The sequence below is a fragment of the Pseudomonas sp. 7SR1 genome, assembly GCF_900156465.1.
Lineage (GTDB): Bacteria > Pseudomonadota > Gammaproteobacteria > Pseudomonadales > Pseudomonadaceae > Aquipseudomonas.
On sequence record NZ_LT707064.1, the window covers coordinates 3,791,814 to 3,812,149 of the forward strand.

At 63.8% G+C, this 20,336-nt stretch carries 22 protein-coding genes; 10 read left to right on the forward strand and 12 right to left on the reverse strand.

What is annotated here, in order from left to right; all coding sequences use genetic code 11:
- Positions 1-18: 18 nt before the first annotated feature.
- Positions 19-1,074: a sugar phosphate isomerase/epimerase family protein gene (locus BW992_RS17405; protein WP_076407352.1), complete on the forward strand. Its 1,056-nt coding sequence runs from the start codon at positions 19-21 to the stop codon at positions 1,072-1,074.
- 243 nt (positions 1,075-1,317) lie between these two features.
- Positions 1,318-2,550, forward strand: coding sequence for a nucleoside permease (locus tag BW992_RS17410; RefSeq protein WP_072430627.1), 1,233 nt, complete (start codon positions 1,318-1,320; stop codon positions 2,548-2,550).
- 18 nt (positions 2,551-2,568) lie between these two features.
- Here BW992_RS17410 and BW992_RS17415 read toward each other — a convergent pair whose 3' ends face one another.
- Positions 2,569-3,225: a polysaccharide lyase family 7 protein gene (locus BW992_RS17415; RefSeq protein WP_072392959.1), complete on the reverse strand. Its 657-nt coding sequence runs from the start codon at positions 3,223-3,225 to the stop codon at positions 2,569-2,571.
- Between the two features lie 244 nt (positions 3,226-3,469).
- Between BW992_RS17415 and BW992_RS17420 the strand changes: the two genes are divergently transcribed.
- Positions 3,470-3,805, forward strand: coding sequence for a hypothetical protein (locus tag BW992_RS17420; protein ID WP_072392963.1), 336 nt, complete (start codon positions 3,470-3,472; stop codon positions 3,803-3,805).
- A 77-nt stretch (positions 3,806-3,882) separates the two neighbouring features.
- Here BW992_RS17420 and BW992_RS17425 read toward each other — a convergent pair whose 3' ends face one another.
- The 4 genes from BW992_RS17425 to BW992_RS17440 form a co-directional block, all read right to left on the reverse strand.
- Positions 3,883-5,646, reverse strand: a complete 1,764-nt coding sequence (locus BW992_RS17425; protein ID WP_072392966.1) for an L-lactate permease — start codon at positions 5,644-5,646, stop codon at positions 3,883-3,885.
- A gap of 159 nt (positions 5,647-5,805) precedes the next feature.
- A complete protein-coding gene (locus BW992_RS17430; RefSeq protein WP_072392969.1) occupies positions 5,806-6,351 on the reverse strand; it encodes a thioesterase family protein in 546 nt (181 codons plus the stop codon).
- 191 nt (positions 6,352-6,542) lie between these two features.
- Entirely contained in the window at positions 6,543-6,923 is a 381-nt protein-coding gene (locus tag BW992_RS17435) for a RidA family protein (RefSeq protein WP_076406819.1), read from the reverse strand.
- A gap of 99 nt (positions 6,924-7,022) precedes the next feature.
- A complete protein-coding gene (locus BW992_RS17440) occupies positions 7,023-7,697 on the reverse strand; it encodes an SOS response-associated peptidase family protein (RefSeq protein WP_072430624.1) in 675 nt (224 codons plus the stop codon).
- A gap of 262 nt (positions 7,698-7,959) precedes the next feature.
- Here BW992_RS17440 and BW992_RS17445 point away from each other — a divergent pair, with 262 nt between their 5' ends.
- Entirely contained in the window at positions 7,960-8,769 is an 810-nt protein-coding gene (locus BW992_RS17445; RefSeq protein WP_072392979.1) for an aminoglycoside adenylyltransferase family protein, read from the forward strand.
- Here the strand turns inward: BW992_RS17445 and BW992_RS17450 are convergent.
- Positions 8,747-9,652 carry a LysR family transcriptional regulator gene (locus BW992_RS17450; protein WP_072392982.1) on the reverse strand — a complete coding sequence of 302 codons (906 nt, stop codon included), beginning with the start codon at positions 9,650-9,652 and terminating at the stop codon, positions 8,747-8,749. The genes BW992_RS17445 and BW992_RS17450 overlap by 23 nt on opposite strands.
- Positions 9,653-9,752: 100 nt before the next feature.
- Between BW992_RS17450 and BW992_RS17455 the strand changes: the two genes are divergently transcribed.
- The gene (locus tag BW992_RS17455) at positions 9,753-10,628 is read left to right on the forward strand and encodes an aldo/keto reductase family oxidoreductase (protein WP_072430623.1); all 876 of its coding nucleotides are present in this window, start codon (positions 9,753-9,755) and stop codon (positions 10,626-10,628) included.
- 11 nt (positions 10,629-10,639) lie between these two features.
- Here the strand turns inward: BW992_RS17455 and BW992_RS27240 are convergent, their stop codons facing one another.
- Together BW992_RS27240 and BW992_RS17460 are read right to left on the reverse strand one after the other, a co-directional pair.
- The gene (locus BW992_RS27240; RefSeq protein ID WP_231991060.1) at positions 10,640-10,915 is read right to left on the reverse strand and encodes a hypothetical protein; all 276 of its coding nucleotides are present in this window, start codon (positions 10,913-10,915) and stop codon (positions 10,640-10,642) included.
- Complete coding sequence (locus tag BW992_RS17460) at positions 10,873-11,421, reverse strand: MBL fold metallo-hydrolase (protein ID WP_231991061.1); 549 nt, start codon at positions 11,419-11,421, stop codon at positions 10,873-10,875. Before BW992_RS17460 ends, BW992_RS27240 begins: the two co-directional genes overlap by 43 nt.
- Before the next feature lie 93 nt (positions 11,422-11,514).
- On the opposite strand from BW992_RS17460, the gene BW992_RS17465 reads away from it, so the two are divergent.
- Positions 11,515-12,483: a GlxA family transcriptional regulator gene (locus BW992_RS17465; protein WP_083714634.1), complete on the forward strand. Its 969-nt coding sequence runs from the start codon at positions 11,515-11,517 to the stop codon at positions 12,481-12,483.
- 10 nt (positions 12,484-12,493) lie between these two features.
- On the opposite strand, the gene kefC is transcribed toward BW992_RS17465, so the two are convergent.
- The 4 genes from kefC to BW992_RS17485 all read right to left on the reverse strand — a co-directional run bounded on the left by kefC (position 12,494) and on the right by BW992_RS17485 (position 16,994).
- A complete protein-coding gene (gene kefC / locus BW992_RS17470) occupies positions 12,494-14,320 on the reverse strand; it encodes a glutathione-regulated potassium-efflux system protein KefC (protein WP_072392990.1) in 1,827 nt (608 codons plus the stop codon).
- A gap of 1 nt (position 14,321) precedes the next feature.
- Positions 14,322-14,843 (reverse strand): glutathione-regulated potassium-efflux system oxidoreductase KefF, encoded by a 522-nt coding sequence (gene kefF / locus BW992_RS17475; RefSeq protein ID WP_076406820.1) that lies wholly within the window; start codon positions 14,841-14,843, stop codon positions 14,322-14,324.
- Positions 14,844-14,940: 97 nt separating this feature from the next.
- Positions 14,941-16,287, reverse strand: a complete 1,347-nt coding sequence (locus tag BW992_RS17480) for a sensor histidine kinase (RefSeq protein WP_072392995.1) — start codon at positions 16,285-16,287, stop codon at positions 14,941-14,943.
- Positions 16,284-16,994 carry a response regulator gene (locus BW992_RS17485; RefSeq protein ID WP_076406821.1) on the reverse strand — a complete coding sequence of 237 codons (711 nt, stop codon included), beginning with the start codon at positions 16,992-16,994 and terminating at the stop codon, positions 16,284-16,286. The genes BW992_RS17480 and BW992_RS17485 overlap by 4 nt, the downstream gene beginning before the upstream one ends.
- 229 nt (positions 16,995-17,223) lie before the next feature.
- Here BW992_RS17485 and BW992_RS17490 point away from each other — a divergent pair, with 229 nt between their 5' ends.
- The 4 genes from BW992_RS17490 (at position 17,224) to BW992_RS17505 (ending at position 20,306) form a co-directional block, all read left to right on the forward strand.
- The gene (locus tag BW992_RS17490; RefSeq protein WP_072430620.1) at positions 17,224-18,000 is read left to right on the forward strand and encodes an MlaA family lipoprotein; all 777 of its coding nucleotides are present in this window, start codon (positions 17,224-17,226) and stop codon (positions 17,998-18,000) included.
- On the forward strand, positions 17,993-18,229 hold the full coding sequence (locus BW992_RS17495) for a hypothetical protein (RefSeq protein WP_072393005.1): 237 nt from the start codon (positions 17,993-17,995) through the stop codon (positions 18,227-18,229). The genes BW992_RS17490 and BW992_RS17495 overlap by 8 nt, the downstream gene beginning before the upstream one ends.
- A 172-nt stretch (positions 18,230-18,401) precedes the next feature.
- On the forward strand, positions 18,402-19,703 hold the full coding sequence (locus tag BW992_RS17500; RefSeq protein WP_076406822.1) for an Nramp family divalent metal transporter: 1,302 nt from the start codon (positions 18,402-18,404) through the stop codon (positions 19,701-19,703).
- Between the two features lie 126 nt (positions 19,704-19,829).
- Complete coding sequence (locus tag BW992_RS17505) at positions 19,830-20,306, forward strand: VOC family protein (protein ID WP_072393012.1); 477 nt, start codon at positions 19,830-19,832, stop codon at positions 20,304-20,306.
- Positions 20,307-20,336 lie beyond the last annotated feature (30 nt).

A 20,336-nucleotide genomic window follows, 5' to 3' on the forward strand; every position in this document is an offset into this window, starting at 1 on the left:
ACCACCGAAGAAACACCGATGGGCCTGCGCGGGCCGGCTATTTTCCTGGCCCAGTTCATGTCCGACGAGACACCGTTCGACTCGTTGGCGAACATCGCCCGGTGGGCCGCCTCGCAAGGCTACAAGGCCATCCAGTTGCCGACCCTGGGCACGCGCTACATCGACCTGGCCCGGGCCGCCGAGAGCCAGGATTATTGCGATGAGCTCAAGGCCACCTGCGCCCAGGCCGGGGTCGAAATCAGTGAGTTGTCGACGCACCTGCAGGGGCAACTGGTGGCGGTGCACCCGGCGTTCGACGCGCTGTTCGATGACTTCGCCCCGGCCCACCTGCGCGGCCTGCCCCAGGCGCGGACCGAGTGGGCCATCGAGCAACTGAAGCTGGCCGCCCGGGCCAGCCGGCGCCTGGGACTCAAGGCCCACGCGACCTTTTCCGGTGCGCTGCTGTGGCCCTATATGTACCCGTGGCCACAGCGCCCGTCCGGGCTGGTGGAACAAGGGTTCGCCGAGCTGGCCCGGCGCTGGTTGCCGATCCTCGATCGCTTCGACGAGGCCGGCGTGGACCTGTGCTACGAAATCCATCCCGGCGAAGACCTGCACGATGGCGCCTCCTTCGAACGCTTCCTGGAAGCGGTGGACCATCATCCTCGGGCAGCCATCCTCTACGACCCCAGCCACCTGTTGCTGCAGCAGATGGACTACCTGGGCTTCATCGACCGCTATCACGAACGCATCCGCATGTTCCACGTCAAGGACGCCGAGTTCCGCCCCGACGCTCGTTCCGGTGTCTACGGCGGCTATCAGGGCTGGGTCGATCGTCCCGGCCGATTCCGCTCCCTGGGCGACGGACAGATCGACTTCGGATCGATCTTCAGCAAGTTGACCCAATACGATTTCAACGGCTGGGCGGTGCTGGAGTGGGAGTGCTGCCTGAAGGATTCGCAGCAGGGCGCCGCCGAAGGCGCGGCGTTCATCCAGCGGCACATGATCAGCAAGACCCGCAAGGCGTTCGACGATTTTGCCGGCGTTACGGCGGACGAAGAATCCAATCGGCGGCTGCTGGGCCTATTGAAATAGACCTGCACCCGTGTGGTGAGGGCGCTCACGCCCGCTGGAGCGCGAAGCGGTCCCAGGCCTGACACTTCGGCGTGTCAGGCTCATGGAGTCCATGGCCTCGGGCCCGCTTCGCAGCGCAGCGGGGATAGATCCCCTCGCCATCGGGAGCTTGCCTGGCTCCAGAGGGTTTATGAACTGGATAAACCCATGGCCTGGTTGCTTAACGGTCCTTTTACAAAAACAACAATCAGAACGGTGACGGTCATGACCACGATGAATGCACGCCTGAGCGTGATGATGTTTTTTCAGTTCTTTATCTGGGGAGGCTGGTTCGTCACCCTGGGGACCTTTCTCTCCAACACCCTCGGCGCCAGCGGCGGGCAGGTCGGCATGGCGTTCTCCACCCAGTCCTGGGGGGCGATCATCGCGCCGCTGGTGATCGGCCTGATCGCCGACCGTTATTTCAACGCCGAACGCATCCTCGCGGTGCTGCACCTGATCGGCGCGGTGCTGCTGTACCAGCTGTATGGCGCGGCGCAATTCGGCGAGTTCTATCCGTATGTGCTGGCGTACATGGTGGTCTACATGCCGACGCTGGCCCTGGTCAATTCCGTGGCGTTTCGCCAGATGCGCGACCCGGCGCTGGAGTTCTCGCGCATCCGGGTCTGGGGCACCCTGGGCTGGATCGTCGCGGGGGTGGTGATCAGCTTCGTGTTCGCCTGGGACTCGCGTGAGTCCATCGCCGCGGGCGGACTGCGCAATACTTTCCTGATGGCGGCCATTGCCTCGCTGGTCCTTGGGCTCTACAGCTTCACCCTACCGGCCACGGCGCCGCTGGAGGAGCAGGCCGGCGGTGGCGGCATCAAGCAACTGCTGGGACTGGACGCGCTGGGACTGTTGAAGGACCGCAGCTACCTGGTGTTCTTCATGGCCTCGATCCTGATCTGCATCCCCTTGGCGTTCTACTACCAGAACGCCAACCCGTTCCTGGCCGAAACCGGCATGGCCAACCCCACGGCGAAGATGGCCATCGGGCAGGTGTCCGAAGTGCTGTTCATGCTGCTGCTGCCACTGTTCATCCAGCGCTTCGGCATCAAGCTGGCGCTGTTGGTGGGGATGCTGGCGTGGGCGTTGCGCTATGTGTTGTTCGCCTACGGCAACAACGGGGACCTGGCATTCATGCTGTTCACCGGCATTGCGCTGCACGGCATCTGCTATGACTTCTTTTTCGTCTCGGGGCAGATCTACACCGACGCCAAGGCGCCCAAGCACCTGCGCAGTTCGGCCCAGGGGTTGATCACCCTTGCGACCTATGGGGTGGGGATGCTGATCGGCTTCTGGGTGGCGGGGCAGGTGACCGATCGCTTCGTCGTGGATGCAGGCCACGATTGGAACAGCATCTGGCTGTTCCCGGCCGGTTTCGCGTTGGTGGTGCTGGTGTTCTTCCTGCTGACCTTCAGTGGCCGGCAAGCGCTGGCGGCGACCTCGAAGGCATGAGGCCGGGCGGGACGTCGGTCATTTATGGCTGACGTCCAGCTTGGTGTAGGTCACTTTCCCGCCTTCGCTGGCGTTGCCGACGTTGTCCAGGGTGTAGACACCGGCCTTGAAGTAGAAGTTATAGGGATGCCAGGACGAGTCCAGCTTCACCTGCTTGCCGACGTTGTTGACCAGTACGGTGAGCTTGCCTTGCTTGTCCATCTGCAGCGAGTAGTTGAAGACTTTGTTCAGGGCCACGTTGGGTACGCTGAAGAGCACGGGGCTCTTCTTGTCCTTGGGTTTGACCCGGTACTCCACATCCACATTGCCCTTGCCCTTGGCGTAGCGGTACACCAGTTTCAAGAGCGGCGTAGGGGCATCCTTGGCGTGGATCTGCGCCACCACCACGCGACCTTCGGAAGGCACCTGGTTCACCGCCAGCGTGCCCTTGAGGGTATTGATGCCGCTGTTGTAGCGCCAGTTGCGCAGCTTGCCGTCCTTGCCGGTTTCCCGCAGCTCGGAGCGCGGGAATTCGCTCTTGCCGGTATGGGAACCGGTCACCGGTGCCCAGAACACGATGCGTTCGCCGCTGCGGTTGAAGTACTTGTTCTGCAGGCTCGGCATGGCCTTGGTGTGCACCACTTGCGCCGGGGTCTGCACGGGAAGGGTGATGTTCCAGACAGTCAGGTCAATCATGATCGGGTACTCCCATGGAGTCGGCCGTGGTCTCGGCCGTAATGGCAAATTTGCCTTCCATGGCACAGTGTCCATGTTATCGACCCAGGCCTGTTTCGCTGGAGAGGCACCTGACGGATGGCTCTGCACCGAGCCTTGCCGGCGTTTTTGCGGGTTGGCGTGACTGATGTCAAATTGAAGTCGATGGGGTAGAGTACGCGCCGCCCGAGAGATGGATCCCGGGCGTTATCCCATGGAGTAGTTGATGAAGCATTTCAGCAAAGTTGTCGCCGGCGCATTGTTGGGCCTGGTCCTGGCGGGTTGCACCGGTACCGCGATGAAGACCCAGCAGTACGACAGCAGCCAGTACACCGTTGTCGGTCACAGTGAAGCCAAGGCCACTGGCCTGCTGTTGTTCGGTTTCATCCCGATTCGCCAGAACAACCGCTTCGTGCGTGCCCAGGATGCGGCGATCAAGGCCAAGGGCGGCGACGCCATGATCAACACCCAAGTGCAGGAAAACTGGTTCTGGGCCTGGGTCCTGACCGGCTACACCACTTCGGTGTCCGGCGACGTGGTCAAGCTGAAGAACGTTCAGTAAAGACCCACGCTCGCAAGGTCAGAGCCCTGACCCGTGGCGAGGGAGCCAGCTCTCGCTCTCCCTCGCCACAAAGCGGATTACCTTCCTCCCACCACCATGTGACTGAAAGGCTCCACATACGCCTGCAGCGTCACCAGCCCGCCCACCAGGATCGCCAGCACCACCGAGTGGAAAAACACATACCGCAGGATTTCCCCTTCGTGGCCGTACCAGCGTGTGGCGGTTGAAGCGACCACGATCGACTGGGCGTCCACCATCTTGCCCATGACCCCGCCGGAACTGTTGGCAGCGGCCATCAGCACCGGGCTGATCCCCAGCTGTTCCGCCGTCACCCGCTGCAAGCCCCCGAACAGCACGTTGGACGCCGTGTCCGAACCGGTCAGCGCCACGCCGAGCCAGCCCAGCAAGGTGCCGAACATCGGATAGAAAATGCCCGTGGCCGCAAAGGCCAGGCCCATGGTGGCGTCCAGCCCGGAATAACGGGTGAGGAATCCCAACGCCAGCATCGCCACGATGGTAATCAGCGAATAGCGCACCACCCACAGCGTTCGCAGGTATTGGCGCACCAGTTGCGGGATGGAATAGCCCATCAGCAGGCCGCCGAGAATGGCCGCCAGGAAGATGCCGCTGCCGGTGGCGGTGAACCAGTTGAACTTGTAGACCGCTTCTTCGGTTTTTGGCTGGGGCACCACCGGCGGGACTTTTTCGATCTGCTGGTGGATGGTGCCGAAGGTCAGCAGGGGCGAGAAGACCGGATTGGCTTCGCGCATCGGCTTGCCCTGGGGGTCGAGCCGGACCGACTGGGTCTGCGGATCGATGGCCGGGCGGGTATCGAACAGGTTCTTGAAACCCTGGGTGCCCCAGGCGAACACGAAGACCGTGAGGATGATCCATGGCATCCAGGCTCGCAGCACGGCGGGGCGGGTGTCGCTGGCGAAAGCGCCGCTGGCCGCCGGTTGCTGTTGCTCGCTGGCGTCGATCTTCGAGTCATCGTGCCGGCCCGACAGCGCCGCCGAGGTGTGCACCGTGGCCGGTTTCCAGACCTTGAGGAAACCGGTCAGGCACGCCATGGAAATCAACGCGGCAATCACATCCACCAGCATCGGCCCATGGTAGTTGGAGACCAGGAACTGCGGGATGGCGAAGCTGACGCCGGCCACCAGGATCGCCGGCCACACCTCAAGCATCTTGCGCCACCCGGCGAACGCCCAGATCAGCCAGAACGGCACGATCACCGAGAAAAACGGCAACTGCCGACCGACCATCATCGACAGCTCCATTTCATCCAGCCCGGTAACCTTGGCAAGGGTGATGATGGGCGTGCCCAGGGCGCCGAACGCCACCGGCGCGGTGTTGGCGATCAAGGCCAGCCCGGAGGCGGCCAATGGCGAAAAACCCAGCCCGATCAGGATCGCACCGGTCACCGCCACCGGCGTGCCGAAGCCCGCCGCGCCCTCGAAGAACGCCCCGAAACAGAAGGCGATCAGCAGCAGTTGCAGGCGTCGGTCATCGGTGATGCGGGCCAGGGAGTCCTGCAGCACCTTGAACGAGCCGTTTTCGGTAGTCAGTCGGTGCAGGAAGATGATGTTGAGCACGATCCAGCCGATGGGCAGCAGGCCGTTGGCGGCACCATAGAGCGCCGCTGAGCCGGCCATGTCGGCCGGCATGCCGAAGGCGAAGATCGCGATGAGCAGCGCCGAGGCCAGGGCATACAATGCCGCCAGGTGCGCCTTGATATGAAAGAACGCCAGAGACGCCAGCATCACCACCACCGGAACCGCCGCCAGGATCGTCGACAGCACCGCATTACCGAAGGGATCGTAGACTTGTTGCCAAACCATGTTCCACCTCTGCTTTTTATTGTTGGAAGTGCAGGCCCCGGGAGGGATTGGCACAAGAGTATAGGCGGGTATTGGCGGGGGGATTGGCGCGCGGGCGAGGGGCAGGCTCCAAGGGGAGGCCAGCGCCCTTGCCGCAAGTGGTGTGCTGGCCAGCGCAGGTCAGCGCTCACCTTCCTCCTGGCGAAGTCCGAGACTCAAGCCGTCGCAGCTTTGCGACCAGGCGACCAGCCAGTCGGGCATGGCCGGCGACTGTTCGGCCAGGCCCAGCTCGCGGACGAATTCAGTCGGCGCCAGGGTGCCTTTGGCCGAGCGGAACAGGCCTCGCATGATCACCACCCCGACCACACGTCCCCGGCTGATGAAACGGTGCTCCATGAAGGTCCATTTTTCGTCCCAGCCGAGCATGCGCGTGTGTACCTCGAACGCTTCGAACAACTTCAATTCCCGCCTGAATTTGCCCCACACATCCCCGACGATCGGCACCGCCCGGTTGCGCAACGCCACCCTGTAGGCGCCGCTGCGCAGCACGTAATCCATGCGTCCCACATCGGCCAGGGTGAAATAACGCCCGTTGGTGACGTGGCGATTGAGGTCCAGGTCCAGCGGCCACACGCGCATGCGCACCACCGTAGTACCCAAGGGCGCCGCGGGCTTGCGCCACGGGCGGCGGAACAGCATCAGCAACAGTCGGAACCAGAGATTCATAAGTACGCCGTGAACAAGGAAAACGGCGCACTTTAGCCTCCGCGCAGGGGGCGGGCTAGGTGCGTAACTGACGAATTGCGTGGGAAACGCGCATTTGAGATATGTTCGGGATATTTGCGGCGAGAGGGCGATGTTTCGCTCAATCCCCTCGCCACAAAGCGTTTTGCAGGTCCACGAACGTTCTTTGCCGCTCAGCCCTTGGCCGCCATCGCCGTCACTTCCACCCGCATTCCCTCGACCGCCAGCGAAGCCACGCCCACTGCCGCCCGGACCGGCCATGGCTTGGTGAAGAAGCGTTTGTAGACTTCGTTGAAAGCCGCGCGATCGGCCATGTCGGTGAGGTAGATGGTCAGGTGCAGCACGCGGTCCATGGAGCTGCCGGCACGCTCCAGCGCGGACTTGAGGGCCTGCAGCGTGCATTCGCTCTGCAGCGTGATGTCCCCCAGTTCAAGGCTGCCGTCGGCGCGGGTCGGGATCTGGGTGGACACCAGCAGGCCGCCGGAGCCGGCGACGTCGGACGAAATGGAATCCGCATCCGGGTCGGGAGTGAACGTGATGTCTGGGTGGGTCATGCGGCGCCTCATGAGTTAGGAAAAGACGCCGCAGTTTACCGCCCAATGCCGCCTCGTTCCCGGATTCCTTTATCCCGAGGACCAACCGTTCTGCCTGGGTCAAAGATTGCCCTGGACTTGGGCGGACATCGCCGGTTCAAGGTGCGGTTCCACGCCGTTCAGGCGCTCGGCCAATTGTTGCGCCTGCTCCCAGCCGAACTCCGGGTCCAACCAATCGAGCGCGTCTTCGGTGCCCAAGGCCAGTACGCACTGCTGTTGGCTGGCGATATCGCCATAGGTCACCAGGCTCAGGCCGTCACAGCCCAAGGGGGTTTCGCTGGCCTGGGCCAGGGCCGCAAGGAAAATCGGGGCCGAATGCCGGGACGTCGTGTACGTGAGGCGTTGTGCCTGGCTTGAGGAGGGGACCTGCGTCTCGTACCAGCCTTCCACGGGAACCAGTACGCGGCCTTCGCGCTTGATCGCGTCGAAGACCTTGGAACGCATCACCAGATGCAGCGGCAGATGCGTCAGGGGCGGCATCGTTCCCACTGACCAGATGGGTGACCAGCCCCAGCGAACCTTGATGGACTCCAAGTGCCCGCCGCGACGACGAATGGCGCTGACCTGCATGTTCGGCTTGATCAGGCTGTGCCGCTCCGGTGGCCTGACGGGTGTCGTCCGAAACAGGTCCATGCGTGTCAGGTGCGTATCGATACGTTCGCCGGGAGTGTCTCGCTGGGCAAAATACGCCAGGGAGTCCTTTGAGCAAACGTGCTGAACAAAACCGTCACACATAGTGAAAACTCCCTGGAGTGAAGCGCAAAGGACCCTCGATGCGCCTGACGAGTCCCGATTGTCCAAGCGCGCCGTCATTGCTTTCAGTGGGGCCATGTAAGTCCGAGCCGTGGGCCGATGCTTGGTTCGAAAATCCTCGTGACGGGGAGACGAGCGGCGGTCCGTGCCTCCTGGGCCTGCCGCCGTCTCGGTGCGTAACGGCTTGCCCTGGCACGGGCAATGGAAAAATACTGGCAGGTCTCTGCCAACCACCGGGCTGCTCATGACTGACACACCAATTGAAATTTCCCAGCAAATCACCCGTGCTCTCCAGGTGCTGGCGGCTCATCTCGGCGATGGACTGCAAGCCGTCTACCTGTTCGGTTCCGCGGTGGACGGCGGGTTGCAGCCCGGCAGCGACATCGACCTGCTGGTGATCGTCCACCAGCCACTGCCGCAATCGCTGCGGCACGGGTTGATGAGTGATCTGCTATCGGTATCGGCCTGGCCGCCGACCGAGTCATTGCGGCCGCTGGAGGTGACGGTGGTCGCCCAAGCGGCGCTGGTGCCGTGGCGCTATCCGCCGGTGCGCGAGTTGCAGTTCGGCGAATGGCTGCGCGAGGACTTGCAGGCCGGGTATTTCGAACCGCCCATGGCCGATCACGACCTGGCGATCCTGCTGACCAAGGCCAGGCAGCACAGCGTCTGTCTGCTCGGGCCCGCGGCCACCGCGATCATCCAGCCGATACCCGAGGCCGACTTGCTGCGGGCGCTCTATGACACCACCACGCAATGGAATGAAGACGCCGATTGGCAGGATGAACAATGCAATGTGGTGCTGGCCCTGGCTCGCATCTGGCTGACCCTCGCCACGGGCCACATCGTTCCCAAGGACGGGGCAGCGACATGGCTGCTCGAGCGTTTGCCCTTGGCCCATCGGCCTGTACTTGAAACGGCCCGGGCGGTCTACCGGGGGCAGGCCCGGGATGACCTGGCCAGCCGACCCCGGCAGGTTGCGGCGTTCGTGTGTCACGCCCGGTCGGAGATCGACCGGCTCTATTCGCGGTCGCTCAGCGGCCCCGGTTCTGATTGATGAAATCCACGAACGCCCGCAACGGCGAGGGCAGGTAGCGGCGGCCGGGGTAGTAGAGAAACGGTCCGGTAAAGCCCTGCCACCAGGGTTCGAGCACCGGCTCCAGGGCGCCGCTGTCCAGGTAGGGGCGGAGCCAGTCTTCGAACAGATAAACGATGCCCAGCCCGTCCACCGCGGCCTGCACCGACAGGTCCACCGCACCGCCAATGCGAGTGATCAACGGGCCGCTCGGATCGACGCTGACGGTTTCGCCGTCACGCTCGTACTCCCACAACGGCATGGCGCCGCTGGGGAACTTGCCCCGCAGGCAGGCGTGTTCCAGCAAATCCCTTGGGTGCTCGGGACGCCCCCTGGCATCGAGGTATGCCGGCGAGGCGGCGGTCGCGAAGCGCTGCAAGCGTGGGCCAATGGGCAGGGCGATCATGTCCTGCTCCAGGCGCTCGTCGTAGCGAATGCCCGCATCACACCCGGCCGCCAGCATGTCGACGAAGCTTTCTTCGGTGATCACTTCCAGGCGAATGTCAGGGTAGCTCTTCAGAAACGGTGTGATGATGGACGGCAGCACCAGGCGTGCGGCACTGACCGGTACGTTCAGCCTGAGGGTGCCGGAAGGGCGGTCGCGAAAATCGTTGACCACATCCAGGGCGGACTCGACCTCGCCCAAGGCCGGCACGATGCGTTCCATCAAGCGGGCGCCGGCCTCGGTCGGCACCACGCTGCGGGTGGTGCGGTTGAGCAGGCGGACACCGAGCCGGCTTTCCATCCGGCGTACGGCATCGCTGAGGCTGGAAGCGGACTTGCCGCTGGCCCGCGAGCCTTCTCGAAATCCCCCTGCATTGACCACGGCCACGAAGGCCAGCAGGTCCTGAATATCCGTCGCCATTGTTCTCTCCACCGTACAGCCCGTGCGGATTGCACCTGATTATCAGTGGAGTGGTCAACGCCTATAGTCGGCTTCAGGCAATCAATCCAAGGGGTACGAGATGAGCAAGGCAGACAAGGCAGGTCATTTTTCGTTGGGAGACCGTACGGTCAACCGCATGGGCTACGGTGCCATGCAACTGGCGGGGCCTCACGTGTTCGGGCCGCCGAAGGATCCGGCGGCGGCCATCGCCGTGCTGCGCGAGGCGCTCGCATCAGGGGTCAACCATATCGATACCGCTGACTTCTATGGGCCCCACGTCACCAACCGGCTGATCCGTGAGGCGCTGCACCCTTACGCCGAGGACCTGGTGATCGTCACCAAGGTGGGTGCCGTTCGTGGCGCCGACGCTTCCTGGAATCCCGCCGCGAGCCCGGCCGAGTTGACCCAGGCCGTCCACGATAATCTGCGCAACCTGGGTGTGGACGTATTGGACGTGGTCAACCTGCGGGCCTGGGGCGACATGCAGTCGCCCACGGAGGCGTCCATCGAAGAGTCGTTCACCGCACTGGCCGAACTGCAGCGCCAAGGCCTGATCCGTCACCTGGGGTTGAGCAACGTCACGGCAGCGCAGGTCAAGCAGGCCCAGGGCATTGCCAGGGTGGTCTGCGTGCAGAACCACTACAACCTGACCCATCGCGGTGACGAGTCACTCATTGCCGACCTGGGCCGGCAGGGTATCGCCTACGTGCCGTTCTTCCCGTTGGGCGGTTTCACACCGCTGCAATCGGGCACCCTTTCGGCCGTAGCGGCGCGCCTGGACGCGTCACCGCTGTGCGTGGCGCTGGCGTGGCTGCTGCAACGTGCGCCGAACATCCTGCTGATTCCCGGTACGTCGTCGGTGGCGCACCTGCAGGAGAACCTCTCGGCGAGCGAGCTGCAGATCCCGGCGCCATTGCTGGCCGAGCTGGATGCCCTGGGCGAGGGCTCGAATTGACCGTACAGAGCCTAGGCAGGCTGGAACTCCAGCGTCTGGCCATCTTCCGGCACATACAGTCGCGCTCCGAGCCCGGCTGTCATGGCGGCGTCGCGCAGTGCCTTTCGCGTGGTGGGGCAGTGGCTGATCGCTTCGAGGTGATTGGCGAGCACGGCTGCACCCGATAAACGGGTGAACTCGATGGCTTCCTCGATTCCCATGATGATATCGCCGCCCAAATCGAAGCGTGCGCCGCCGGCCGGAATCACACTGACCTGCGGTTGATGGCGCAGGACGAACTCGCGCACGGTAGGGGTGAGCACGGTGTCGCCGGCGAGGTACACACTGGGTTCACCGGCAGCTCGATCAGGTAGCCGACGCCGTGTTCCATCAGTTTGCCCACCAGGCCACGGCCGTGGGTGCATCTGACGGAGCGAAGAGTGCCGTCCAGGAAGGACACGGGCCGCTCGTGGTCCTCGGCCAGCGGCTGGACATTCAAGCCCCGTTTGGCGAGGTAGCCGGCATCGTGGGGCGTGCAGATGACCGGGATCCGTTTTTCCCTCAGCCAGCGTTTCGCCGTGCGGTCCAGATGATCGAAATGGCCTTTCTGGCAATGCGTGATGAGGCAGTGAGTGACGCGCTCCAGGTCTTTTTCGGCAGAGGCTGGAAGCTCCACCAGCGGATTGCGCTGGGTGGCACCGAACAGGCGAAGCGGCGGCAGGGTGCCTTTGCCGGCCAGCATCGGGTCGACAAGCACGCGATACGGACCGGACTCCAGGATGATCGTGGCGTTGCGGATCTGTTGGATTTTCATGAAGGTTTCCTGTTCAAGGCGAGCGCTTCATGGTGCCGATCCGGGGGGGCGGGCATAATGGCCGAGTCTGACATCATTGATTCATTTCATGCCATGCCCCAGCCAATCCGTGTCGGTCTACTCCTGTTCCCCGGCTGCATGCCTGCCGGCCTGTTCGCATTTGCCGATCTGCTGCACGCGGCCAACCGTCGCAGGGGCCGGGATCTGTTCGAGGCGACGTACGTCGCTCTGCAGGCCGGTCCGGTGGACTGTGCCCATGGCGTCAGCCTCCAGGCGCAGGCGGCCCTGGGCGAGACCGATCTGGACGCGGTCCTGGTTCCCGGCTTCTGGGCCGAATCGGCCGAACAGGTGAATGCGCTCGTTGCCGCCCAGGCCCTGCTGGTGAAGGCGTTGTCCAAAGGTCCCCGGGACCGTCAGCTCTGGGCCTACTGCACCGGCGTCTGCCTGCTGGCTGCCTGTGGCCGTCTGGATGGGCAATGCGCGACGGTGACCTGGTGGCTGGCGCAGGCGATGCAAGCGCGGTATCGCAAGGTGCGTTGGCAAAGCGAACGCAACTGCGTGTTCAACGAGCGCAACGCCACTGCGTCGGGGGTGAACGGCTATTTGCCCTTGGCCGAAAACCTGATCGAGAAAAGTCTCAGCCGTGATGCGCTGCGCGACATCACCCGGCTGATGGTGTTGCCGCGCCCGGCCGTCCCCCACGCGGCATTCCAGGGCATCGCGCTGATCCAGCAGCCCGACGGGTTGCTGCGGCGGTTGCATGGATTGGTGGAGAGAATGCCGGCGGAGCAGATCACGGTCAAGGCGCTGGCGGATCGGCTGGCCATGTCCGAGCGTACCCTGGCTCGCAAGGTCGGCAGCGAAACGGGCCAGACCGTCGCCGCCTACGCCCGTTGCATCAAGTTGAACCAGGTCGGCGAGCGCCTGGTAATGACGTCATTGCCTCTGGCCAGCATCGGCGCCGAACTGGGTTTCAGCAGCAGTTCCAACCTGCAACGGATGTTCAAGGCGCTGACCGGGCTGACGCCGATGGCGTACCGGCGTCAGTTCGCACGTGTGTGAGGAGGGCGGTCTAGCTGCGCGCCTCCTCCGTTTCGTTGCGATGATGTTCAGGCCAGCTGTCGACGGGGTGGGCTCGGTCTTCGTTGAACATCTCGGTGAGCAGGGCATTGGCGCGCCGGTAGGCGTCGTGGCGGAACTTGAGGTCGTCTTCCGGCTGGGCGACGATTTCCTCCAGCATCTGCAGGTTCAGGCGACGGAACTGATCCGCTCGCTCCCGCGCCTCGTAGGCGCCGACACCCATCTGCACCAGCGCCCGGCGACCCAGCGACAATGCGCTCTCGAAGGTTTCCCGCTCGGCCACCTCGACCCCCATCTGGCGCAGGGTGATCAGGTGCCCCATGTCCCGGGCCCGCACGATCAGTTTCAGCGCGGGGAAGTGCTCCTGGACCAGGCGGGTCAGCGTCAGGTTGTCCTGCTGATCGTCAATCGCGTTGATCAGCACAGTGGCCTGGGCCGCGCCGGCGGCGTGCAGCAAGTCCAGGCGCGTGGCGTCGCCGTAGAACACTTTCACGCCGAACTTGCGCAGGGTCTCGATGTTGTCGGGGTCGTGGTCCAGGACCACCACTTCCACGCCGCAAGACATCAGCAGGCGGCCGGCGATCTGCCCGAAACGGCCGAACCCGGCGATGATGATCCGTGGGTTCTGCTGATCCACCAGGTCGGTTTCCTGGCGGCCCTTTTTGCTCGCCGATTCCAGTCGATCCAGCAGCAGGATCAGCAACGGCGTCACGCACATGGACAGGGCCACTGCCAGGGTCAGGCTCTTGCCCCACTGGTCGGTGAGGATACCCGCCAGCGTCGCGGCGCCGAACACCACGAAGGCAAACTCGCTGCCCTGGCCGAGCAAGACCGCCTGCCAGGAGCGTTGCCCGGCGGGGACATTCAGGAAGCGGCTGACAGCCTTGATCACCAGCAGCTTGATCAGGATGAAGCCCAGGGTCAAGGTGATGACTTTCAGCGGCGCGTCGATCAGCGTGCCGAAATCGATGGACATGCCCACGCCGATGAAAAACAGCCCCAGCAGCAGCCCCTTGAACGGTTCGATGTCGCTTTCCAGGGCATGGCGGTACTCGGAGCTGGCCAGCAACACCCCGGCGAGAAACGCCCCCATGGCCATGGACAGGCCGGCTTCCTCCAGGAGAAAGCCGAAGCCGAACACCAGGAACAGGGCCACGGCGCTGAAGATCTCCCGCAGGCCCGAGCGCGCGGCGAAGCGCAGCAACGGCCGCGTCACGTAGCGTCCCAGCAGGACAACGGCGCTGATGGCCGCGACGATCTTGACGATGGACAGCACCAGGGCGGTACCGGACGGTGTTTCGCCGTGGGCCGACAGCAAGGGGATCATGGCCACCAGCGGAATGGCCGCGATGTCCTGGAACAGCAGCACCGCGAAGCTGCTGCGCCCGACGGCGGTGGCGGTCAGGTTGCGTTCGCTCATCGCCTGCATGGCGATGGCCGTTGACGACAGGCTCAGGGTCAGCCCCACCAGCAGCGCCGCCGTCCAGCCCAGGCCCAGGGCTGTGCAGAACGCTGCAATGGCGGCACCGCAGGCCAGCATCTGCAAGGCGCCGCCACCGAACACCATCCGTCGCAGCGCCCAGAGACGCTTGGGATCGAGTTCAAGGCCGATGATGAACAGCATCAGCACGACGCCGATCTCGGCGAATTCCAGGATCGCCTTCACGTCAGTGATCAGCTTCAGCCCCCACGGGCCGATCGCGCACCCGGCCAGCAGGTAGCCCAGCACGGGCCCCAGGCCCAACCGGACGGCAATCGGCACGATCAACGCCGCCGAGCCGAGGTAGATGAGCATCTCAATCAGGCTGTGGGTCTCCATATCAATCTTCCTTCCAGGCGGCCAGGCGGGCGGCGTAATGTTCGATTTGTGCGTGTTGCGCAGCGGATTCAGCGGCATAGGCGCCGTGCACCACCACCGGTTCCAGCCAGCGCATGTGGCAATAGAGGGCCGTTGCGTGAAGGGGCTGGGCCAGCACGGAAAAACCCGGATGGGCGCCGATCTGGAAATGCGCCTGGTCGCCACCGGTGGTGACCGCCCACAGCAGGCTCTTGCCCTTGAGGGCCGTGGTGCCCCGGCCATAGGCCCAGCCGTGGGTGAACACCTTGTCGATCCACAGTTTCAGCAGGGGCGGCATGCTGTACCAATACATCGGATGCTGGAGGACGACCAGTTGCGCCTGCTCGACCACACGCTGCTCGGCCTCGACGTCGATGGCAAAGTCCGGGTAGAGATCGTAGAGGGACCGCACGACTATGTCCGGATGACCGGACACCCGCTCGAGCATCTGCTGGTTGACCCGCGATTGGTCGGGGTAGGGGTGGGCATAAACGATCAGGATCATCGGCAATTCCAGGGCGGGTCCAGGCAAAAGGCCGGACATCCTACCGAGGAAGGCGACAGTTGTTTAGGCTTTAGTTCGTCGACCATTGCGGGGATGGTCAGGTCAAGGGCAACGAGACCTTGACCTCCAGGCCGCCATCGGGGCGATTGCCGAGGGTCAGCGTCCCGCCGTGTTCGAGCACCGTGGCCCGCGCCGCCGACAGTCCGAGCCCGACACCGCCGGTGTGCTTGTTGCGCGAGCCTTCGATCCGGAAGAACGGGGTGAAGACCTGCTCGAGGTATTCGGGGGCAATGCCGGGGCCTTGGTCCAGGATGCGGATGTCCACGCGGTTGGCATCGGCCTCCAGCGTGATGGTCGCTTCGCCGCCATATTTGATGGCGTTGTCCATCAGGTTGACCAGGGCGCGCTTGATGCCGATGGGCCGGCCCAGATAGACGAGGCGATGGGAGCCCTGGAAAGACACCTCGGCGCCCGCATCCTTCAAGTCGTCGACGATGGTGTGGAGCAACTCCGCCAGGTCGAACGCGGTGGCGTGTTCGAGCCGCGCGTCGTCGCGGAAGAATTCCAGGGCCGAATTGACCATCGCCTGCATCTCGTCCACATCCCTGAACAGCCGGGATTGCTGCTCGGGGTCTTCGATGAACTCCCCCCGCAGGCGCATGCGGGTCAGGGGCGCCCGCAGGTCATGGGAAATGGCCGCGAGCATCTGCGTGCGATCCTGCAGGTAGTGCTTGAGCTGGGCCTGCATGGCGTTGAAGGCACTGATCGCCTGGCGGATTTCATAGGGGCCGACCGCGGGGATGGGCGGCGCCTGGTGATCCACGCCAAAGCGCCTGGCCCCTTCGGCGAAGCGCTCCAGCGGGGTTGCCAGGTGCCGCGTGGCCACCAGCGCGACGACGAAGGTCGACAGCAGGATCAAGCCGATGATGATCAGATTGCGCTCCCATTCGTCCAGCCCCCAACTGCGCGAGGGGGCAGACAGCACCAGCCACGTCTGGTCGGCCAGCCCGATGATCACCGCGTAGCGTGCGGCCGGGTCATCGTTCGGCCAGTCGCCGGGTTGGTAGGCTTCCACGGGGGCATCCGGCCGGCCCAACTGCTGGCGCAGGAAGTCCAGCCCCGCGCTGAATTCCGGATCGTCGATCACCGGCAGCCGGGCCTCCTCACGGCGTTGCAACCATTGCACGTTGAAGCCGGCGTCGCTGGCCGCCCTGGCGATGTCGGGCCGTTGTGCAACGGGTGCCGTGTCAATGATGCGGGCCACGGCGGCGACTTTTTCGATCAGGCCGGTCTCCATCAGCGGCGGCCGCGCCCAGGCACCGGCGAGCATGCTGAACAATTCATTCAAGGCCAGCAGGGTCAGCATGGCGAGCAGGGTGGTCAGGGCGATCCAGCGGGCCACCGTGTCCCGTGGCCGGCGGGGGGCCGTGGGTGAAGGTCTCATCGTTTCAGCACCTGGGGGCTGAAGTAGTAGCCGCTGTTGCGTACGGTGCGGATCATGGACGCGCCGCCGATGTCGGTCTCCAGCTTGCGACGCAAGCGGCTGACCTGCACATCGATGCTGCGGTCGAAGGCGTCGAAGGTTTCGCCCCGGGCCAGGTCCAGCAATTGCTGGCGGCTCAGCACCCGGCGCGGGTGTTCGGCGAACACCAGCAACAGTTCGAACTCCCCCGTGGACAGCGGGATCATGACCTTGTCTGGCGAACGTAACTCGCGCCGGGCGACGTCCAGCTGCCATTTCTCGAATTCCAGGACCGGGCGCGACGCGTCGCCCGGCACGCCCCTGGCTTCGCCGGTGCGCCGCAGCACGGCACGTACCCGGGCCAGTAGCTCCCGGGCGTCGAAGGGCTTGGTCAGGTAGTCGTCCGCCCCCATCTCCAGGCCGACGACGCGGTCACTCAACTCGCCCATGGCGGTGAGCATGATGATGCCGACCCGGTGCTCGGCCCGCAGGCGCTGGCACAGTACCAGGCCGTTGTCCCCCGGCAGCATGACGTCGAGGATGATCAGCGCCGGCATCCTGCGTTCCACCGCCTGCCACAGGGCGATACCGTCGGCGGCCACTTCCACGCTGTAGCCGTGTTGTTCGAGGAATTTGCGCAAGAGGGCGAGGACTTCGAGGTCATCGTCCACCAGTAGTAAATGGCTCACGGCGAGTACGCAGGGTGATGGATACAGGGGGCGATACTAGGGTCAATCCATGGCCTGCGTCATATATTTCAATCCGGAAATAAAGTTGCAGGCGGGCAATATTGCGGAAATCTCCAGGCAAGAAAACAGCGGCAGGATCGCGCCGTTGCCAGTCGATCAGCCAACCACGGGTTCGGTTCTGGGCGGGCGTTGGGCGACACCTCTCCATTCCTTGCCGAGATAGCCTCGTATGCCGAAGTTCAAACCCGCGCCGCTACGTGTTGGATCCTCCCTGGTCATTGCACTGGCGGCACTCGCCAGCGGCTGCACCAGTACACCCGCTGCAAAGCCCGGCAGTTGCGAAAGCGTTCCGTACACCGTCCACGATCCTGCGCAGCCCATCAACCGTGGGATCTTCGCTTTCAACCGCACGGTGGACGATTATGCGCTGGCCCCGGTGGCCCGCGGGTATCGCAAGCTGCCGGACGCGGTCCAGACAGGCGTGCACAACTTCGTGGCCAACTTCGGCGAGCCCAAGGTGTTCATCAACGACCTGCTGCAAGGCAATGCGCAACGTTCGGTCAATACCCTGGGACGTTTCGTCATCAACTCGACCGCAGGCATCGTCGGGCTGATCGATGTCTCGGGCAAGCTCGGGATCGAGCGCCACAAAGCCGATTTCGGCCAGACATTCGGGGTCTGGAACCTTGCCCCGGGGCCCATCGTCGAGCTGCCGTTGCTGGGCACCGCCAACCTGAGGGACGCCACGGGCAAGGTGGTGGGTTTCGTGGTCGATCCGTTCGCAGGCGACAGCGACACCCTGGACACCCTGGGTACGATCAACACCGCAGGCGGCATCGTCGATGGTCGTGCGCAGGCGCTCCCGCAAACCGACCAGTTACGCACCCAACCGGATTACTACGTGGCCCTGCGTGACGCGGTGGCGCAACAGCGCGCCGATTTTGTCGCACAAGGCAAGCTGGGGGCGGTCACCCCGCAATGCGCGCAGGAACAGGCCGATGACTAACCAGGCGCTGGTGTTGCGACGACACACCAAGACCCTCAGCCGGGGCGGGCTGCAGTGTCGTGAGGTGGAGCTGCGGCTGGCCGAGGATGGCCATCATGTGTTGCTCAGTCGTTACGTCGAGCGCTACCACCATGAGCAAGGCGGTGAGTGCATCGTCCAGCATCATCAGGTGTCGATGGCGACCCTGATTCGTTGGATGACCGAGCATGGAGAGCGGGTGAGGGCGTAGCCGCCAGCCTTGCCTGGCGGTGGGAACGCTTCGTGCACCGGCGCGGATTTGGCCGTCCGTGTCTAGAAACATTTTTACACACTTCGTCGATAATAAAGGTTGTACGACGTCGTATGTAGTGTGTTCGACTAGCTCCGTTTCTTACAAAAAAAATAAACGGAGACTCCATCTCATGACGAGCATTCCTACCGTCGAGGGTCAGGCCGCAGCGTCTACCCAAAGCCGCTTCGTCCGCATCCTGAAGCTTCTTGGTCCTGGAATCATCGCAGTATTGTCCTGGCTGGGCGCAGGCGACCTGATCACGTCTTCCGTGGCCGGGGCAAACTACGGCTACGCCATGATGTGGGTGTTGGCAGTGTCGCTGCTGTTGCGTTACCTGATCGTCAACATCATCGCGCGTTTCCAGCTCTGCAATAACCAGGGCATGACCATCCTGCAAGGCTATGCCCAGCTCAACCCGTTCTTCGCCTGGTTCCTGCTGGTGTACGCGCTGCTGATGGGGCATCTGATGAATGCCTACATGATCAAGGGCGCCGGCGAATCCCTGGCCATGCTGCTGAAGGTGGATTACCCCCTGGCTTGCTCGATGGCCGTGGTCCTGGCGGTGTGGCTGCTGGTCGGGCGCAATATCTATTCGATGATCGAAAGCGTCATGAAGGCGCTGCTGGCAATCATGACACTGGCCTTCATCGCCCTGGCTGTCATGTCCGGCCCGGATGTTGCCGGTATCGTGCGGGGCACCATCGGCTTCAGCATTCCACCCGATGAAGGCGTACACGGTGCGTTGCTGGTGGCCGTCTCGGTCATCGGTGCGGTCGCCGGCTCCATCGCCAACTTCGTGCACCCCTATGTCATGCGCCAGAAGGGCTGGACAGGTCCCGAGCACAAGCGCATCCAGCGCAACGACCTGCTGTTCGCGGTGTTCGTCGGGATCGTCATCAACCTGGCGATATGGATCGTCGGCGCGGAAATCCTGCGGCCCAACGGCATAGAGGTCAAAACCCTGGGCGACCTGGGCAAGGCCCTGGAACTGTTCTTCGGCCCGATCGGCTGGTATGTGTTCTTCGTCGGCGTGTTCGCCACGCTGTTCGCCAGTATTTCCGGCAAGACCACCGCTTTCCCGATGCTCATCACCGATGCCTTCCAGCACGTGCGGCCCGAGCGCCGGGAGCGGTATGGCAAGGAGTTCCACCGCGATCCGATGCACAAGTGGTTCATGCTGTTCATCCTGGTCACGCCGCTGATCTGGTCGTTCCCCGGCATGCCTGACTTCGTCACGCTGACCATCGGGGTCAGTGCCCTGAACATCATCGGCTTGCCGGTGATTTCCCTCGGACTGCTGATCATGTCCAACCAGAAATCGTTGCTGGGCAAGGAGTACCGCAACAACCTGTTCGAGAACATCGCCCTGGCCTTTGCCACCGGCCTGGCGCTGTGGGTCGCGTTCCAGCTGGGTGTCGACCTGTTCACTTGAGGCCGGGCCGCGCCCATCCGCTTGCCGCAGTGCCATGTCGCTGCGGCAGGCCGTTCATCACACCGACCATGGCGCAACGGGCGTACTGCTAGACTTTGCCGACCCGTGCCATTTCGGAGAATCCGGATGAACAAGAACAGAATCTGCCTGTGGTATGACGGTGCGGCGCTGGACGCCGCGCAGTTCTATGCCGCGACGTTTCCCGACAGCACGGTGGATGCCGTGCATCACGCTCCCGGTGATTATCCGGCCGGCAAGGAAGGCGACGTGCTGACCGTGGAGTTCACGGTGATGGGCATTCCTTGTCTCGGGCTCAACGGCGGCGCCCTGTTCCCCCACAGCGAGGCCTTCTCGTTCCAGGTCGCCACCGATGACCAGGCCGAAACGGACCGGCTGTGGAATGCGATTATCGACAACGGCGGCCAGGCCAGCGCCTGTGGCTGGTGCAAGGACAAGTGGGGGCTGTCGTGGCAGATCACGCCTCGGGTCCTGAGCAACGCGATCGCCAACCCCGATAGAGCCGCCGCCAAGCGCGCGTTCGAAGCCATGATGCAAATGAGCAAGATCGACATCGCGACGATCGAGGCGGCGGTCAAAGGCTGACACGATATCACCGGCGCCGCCGATTCCTTG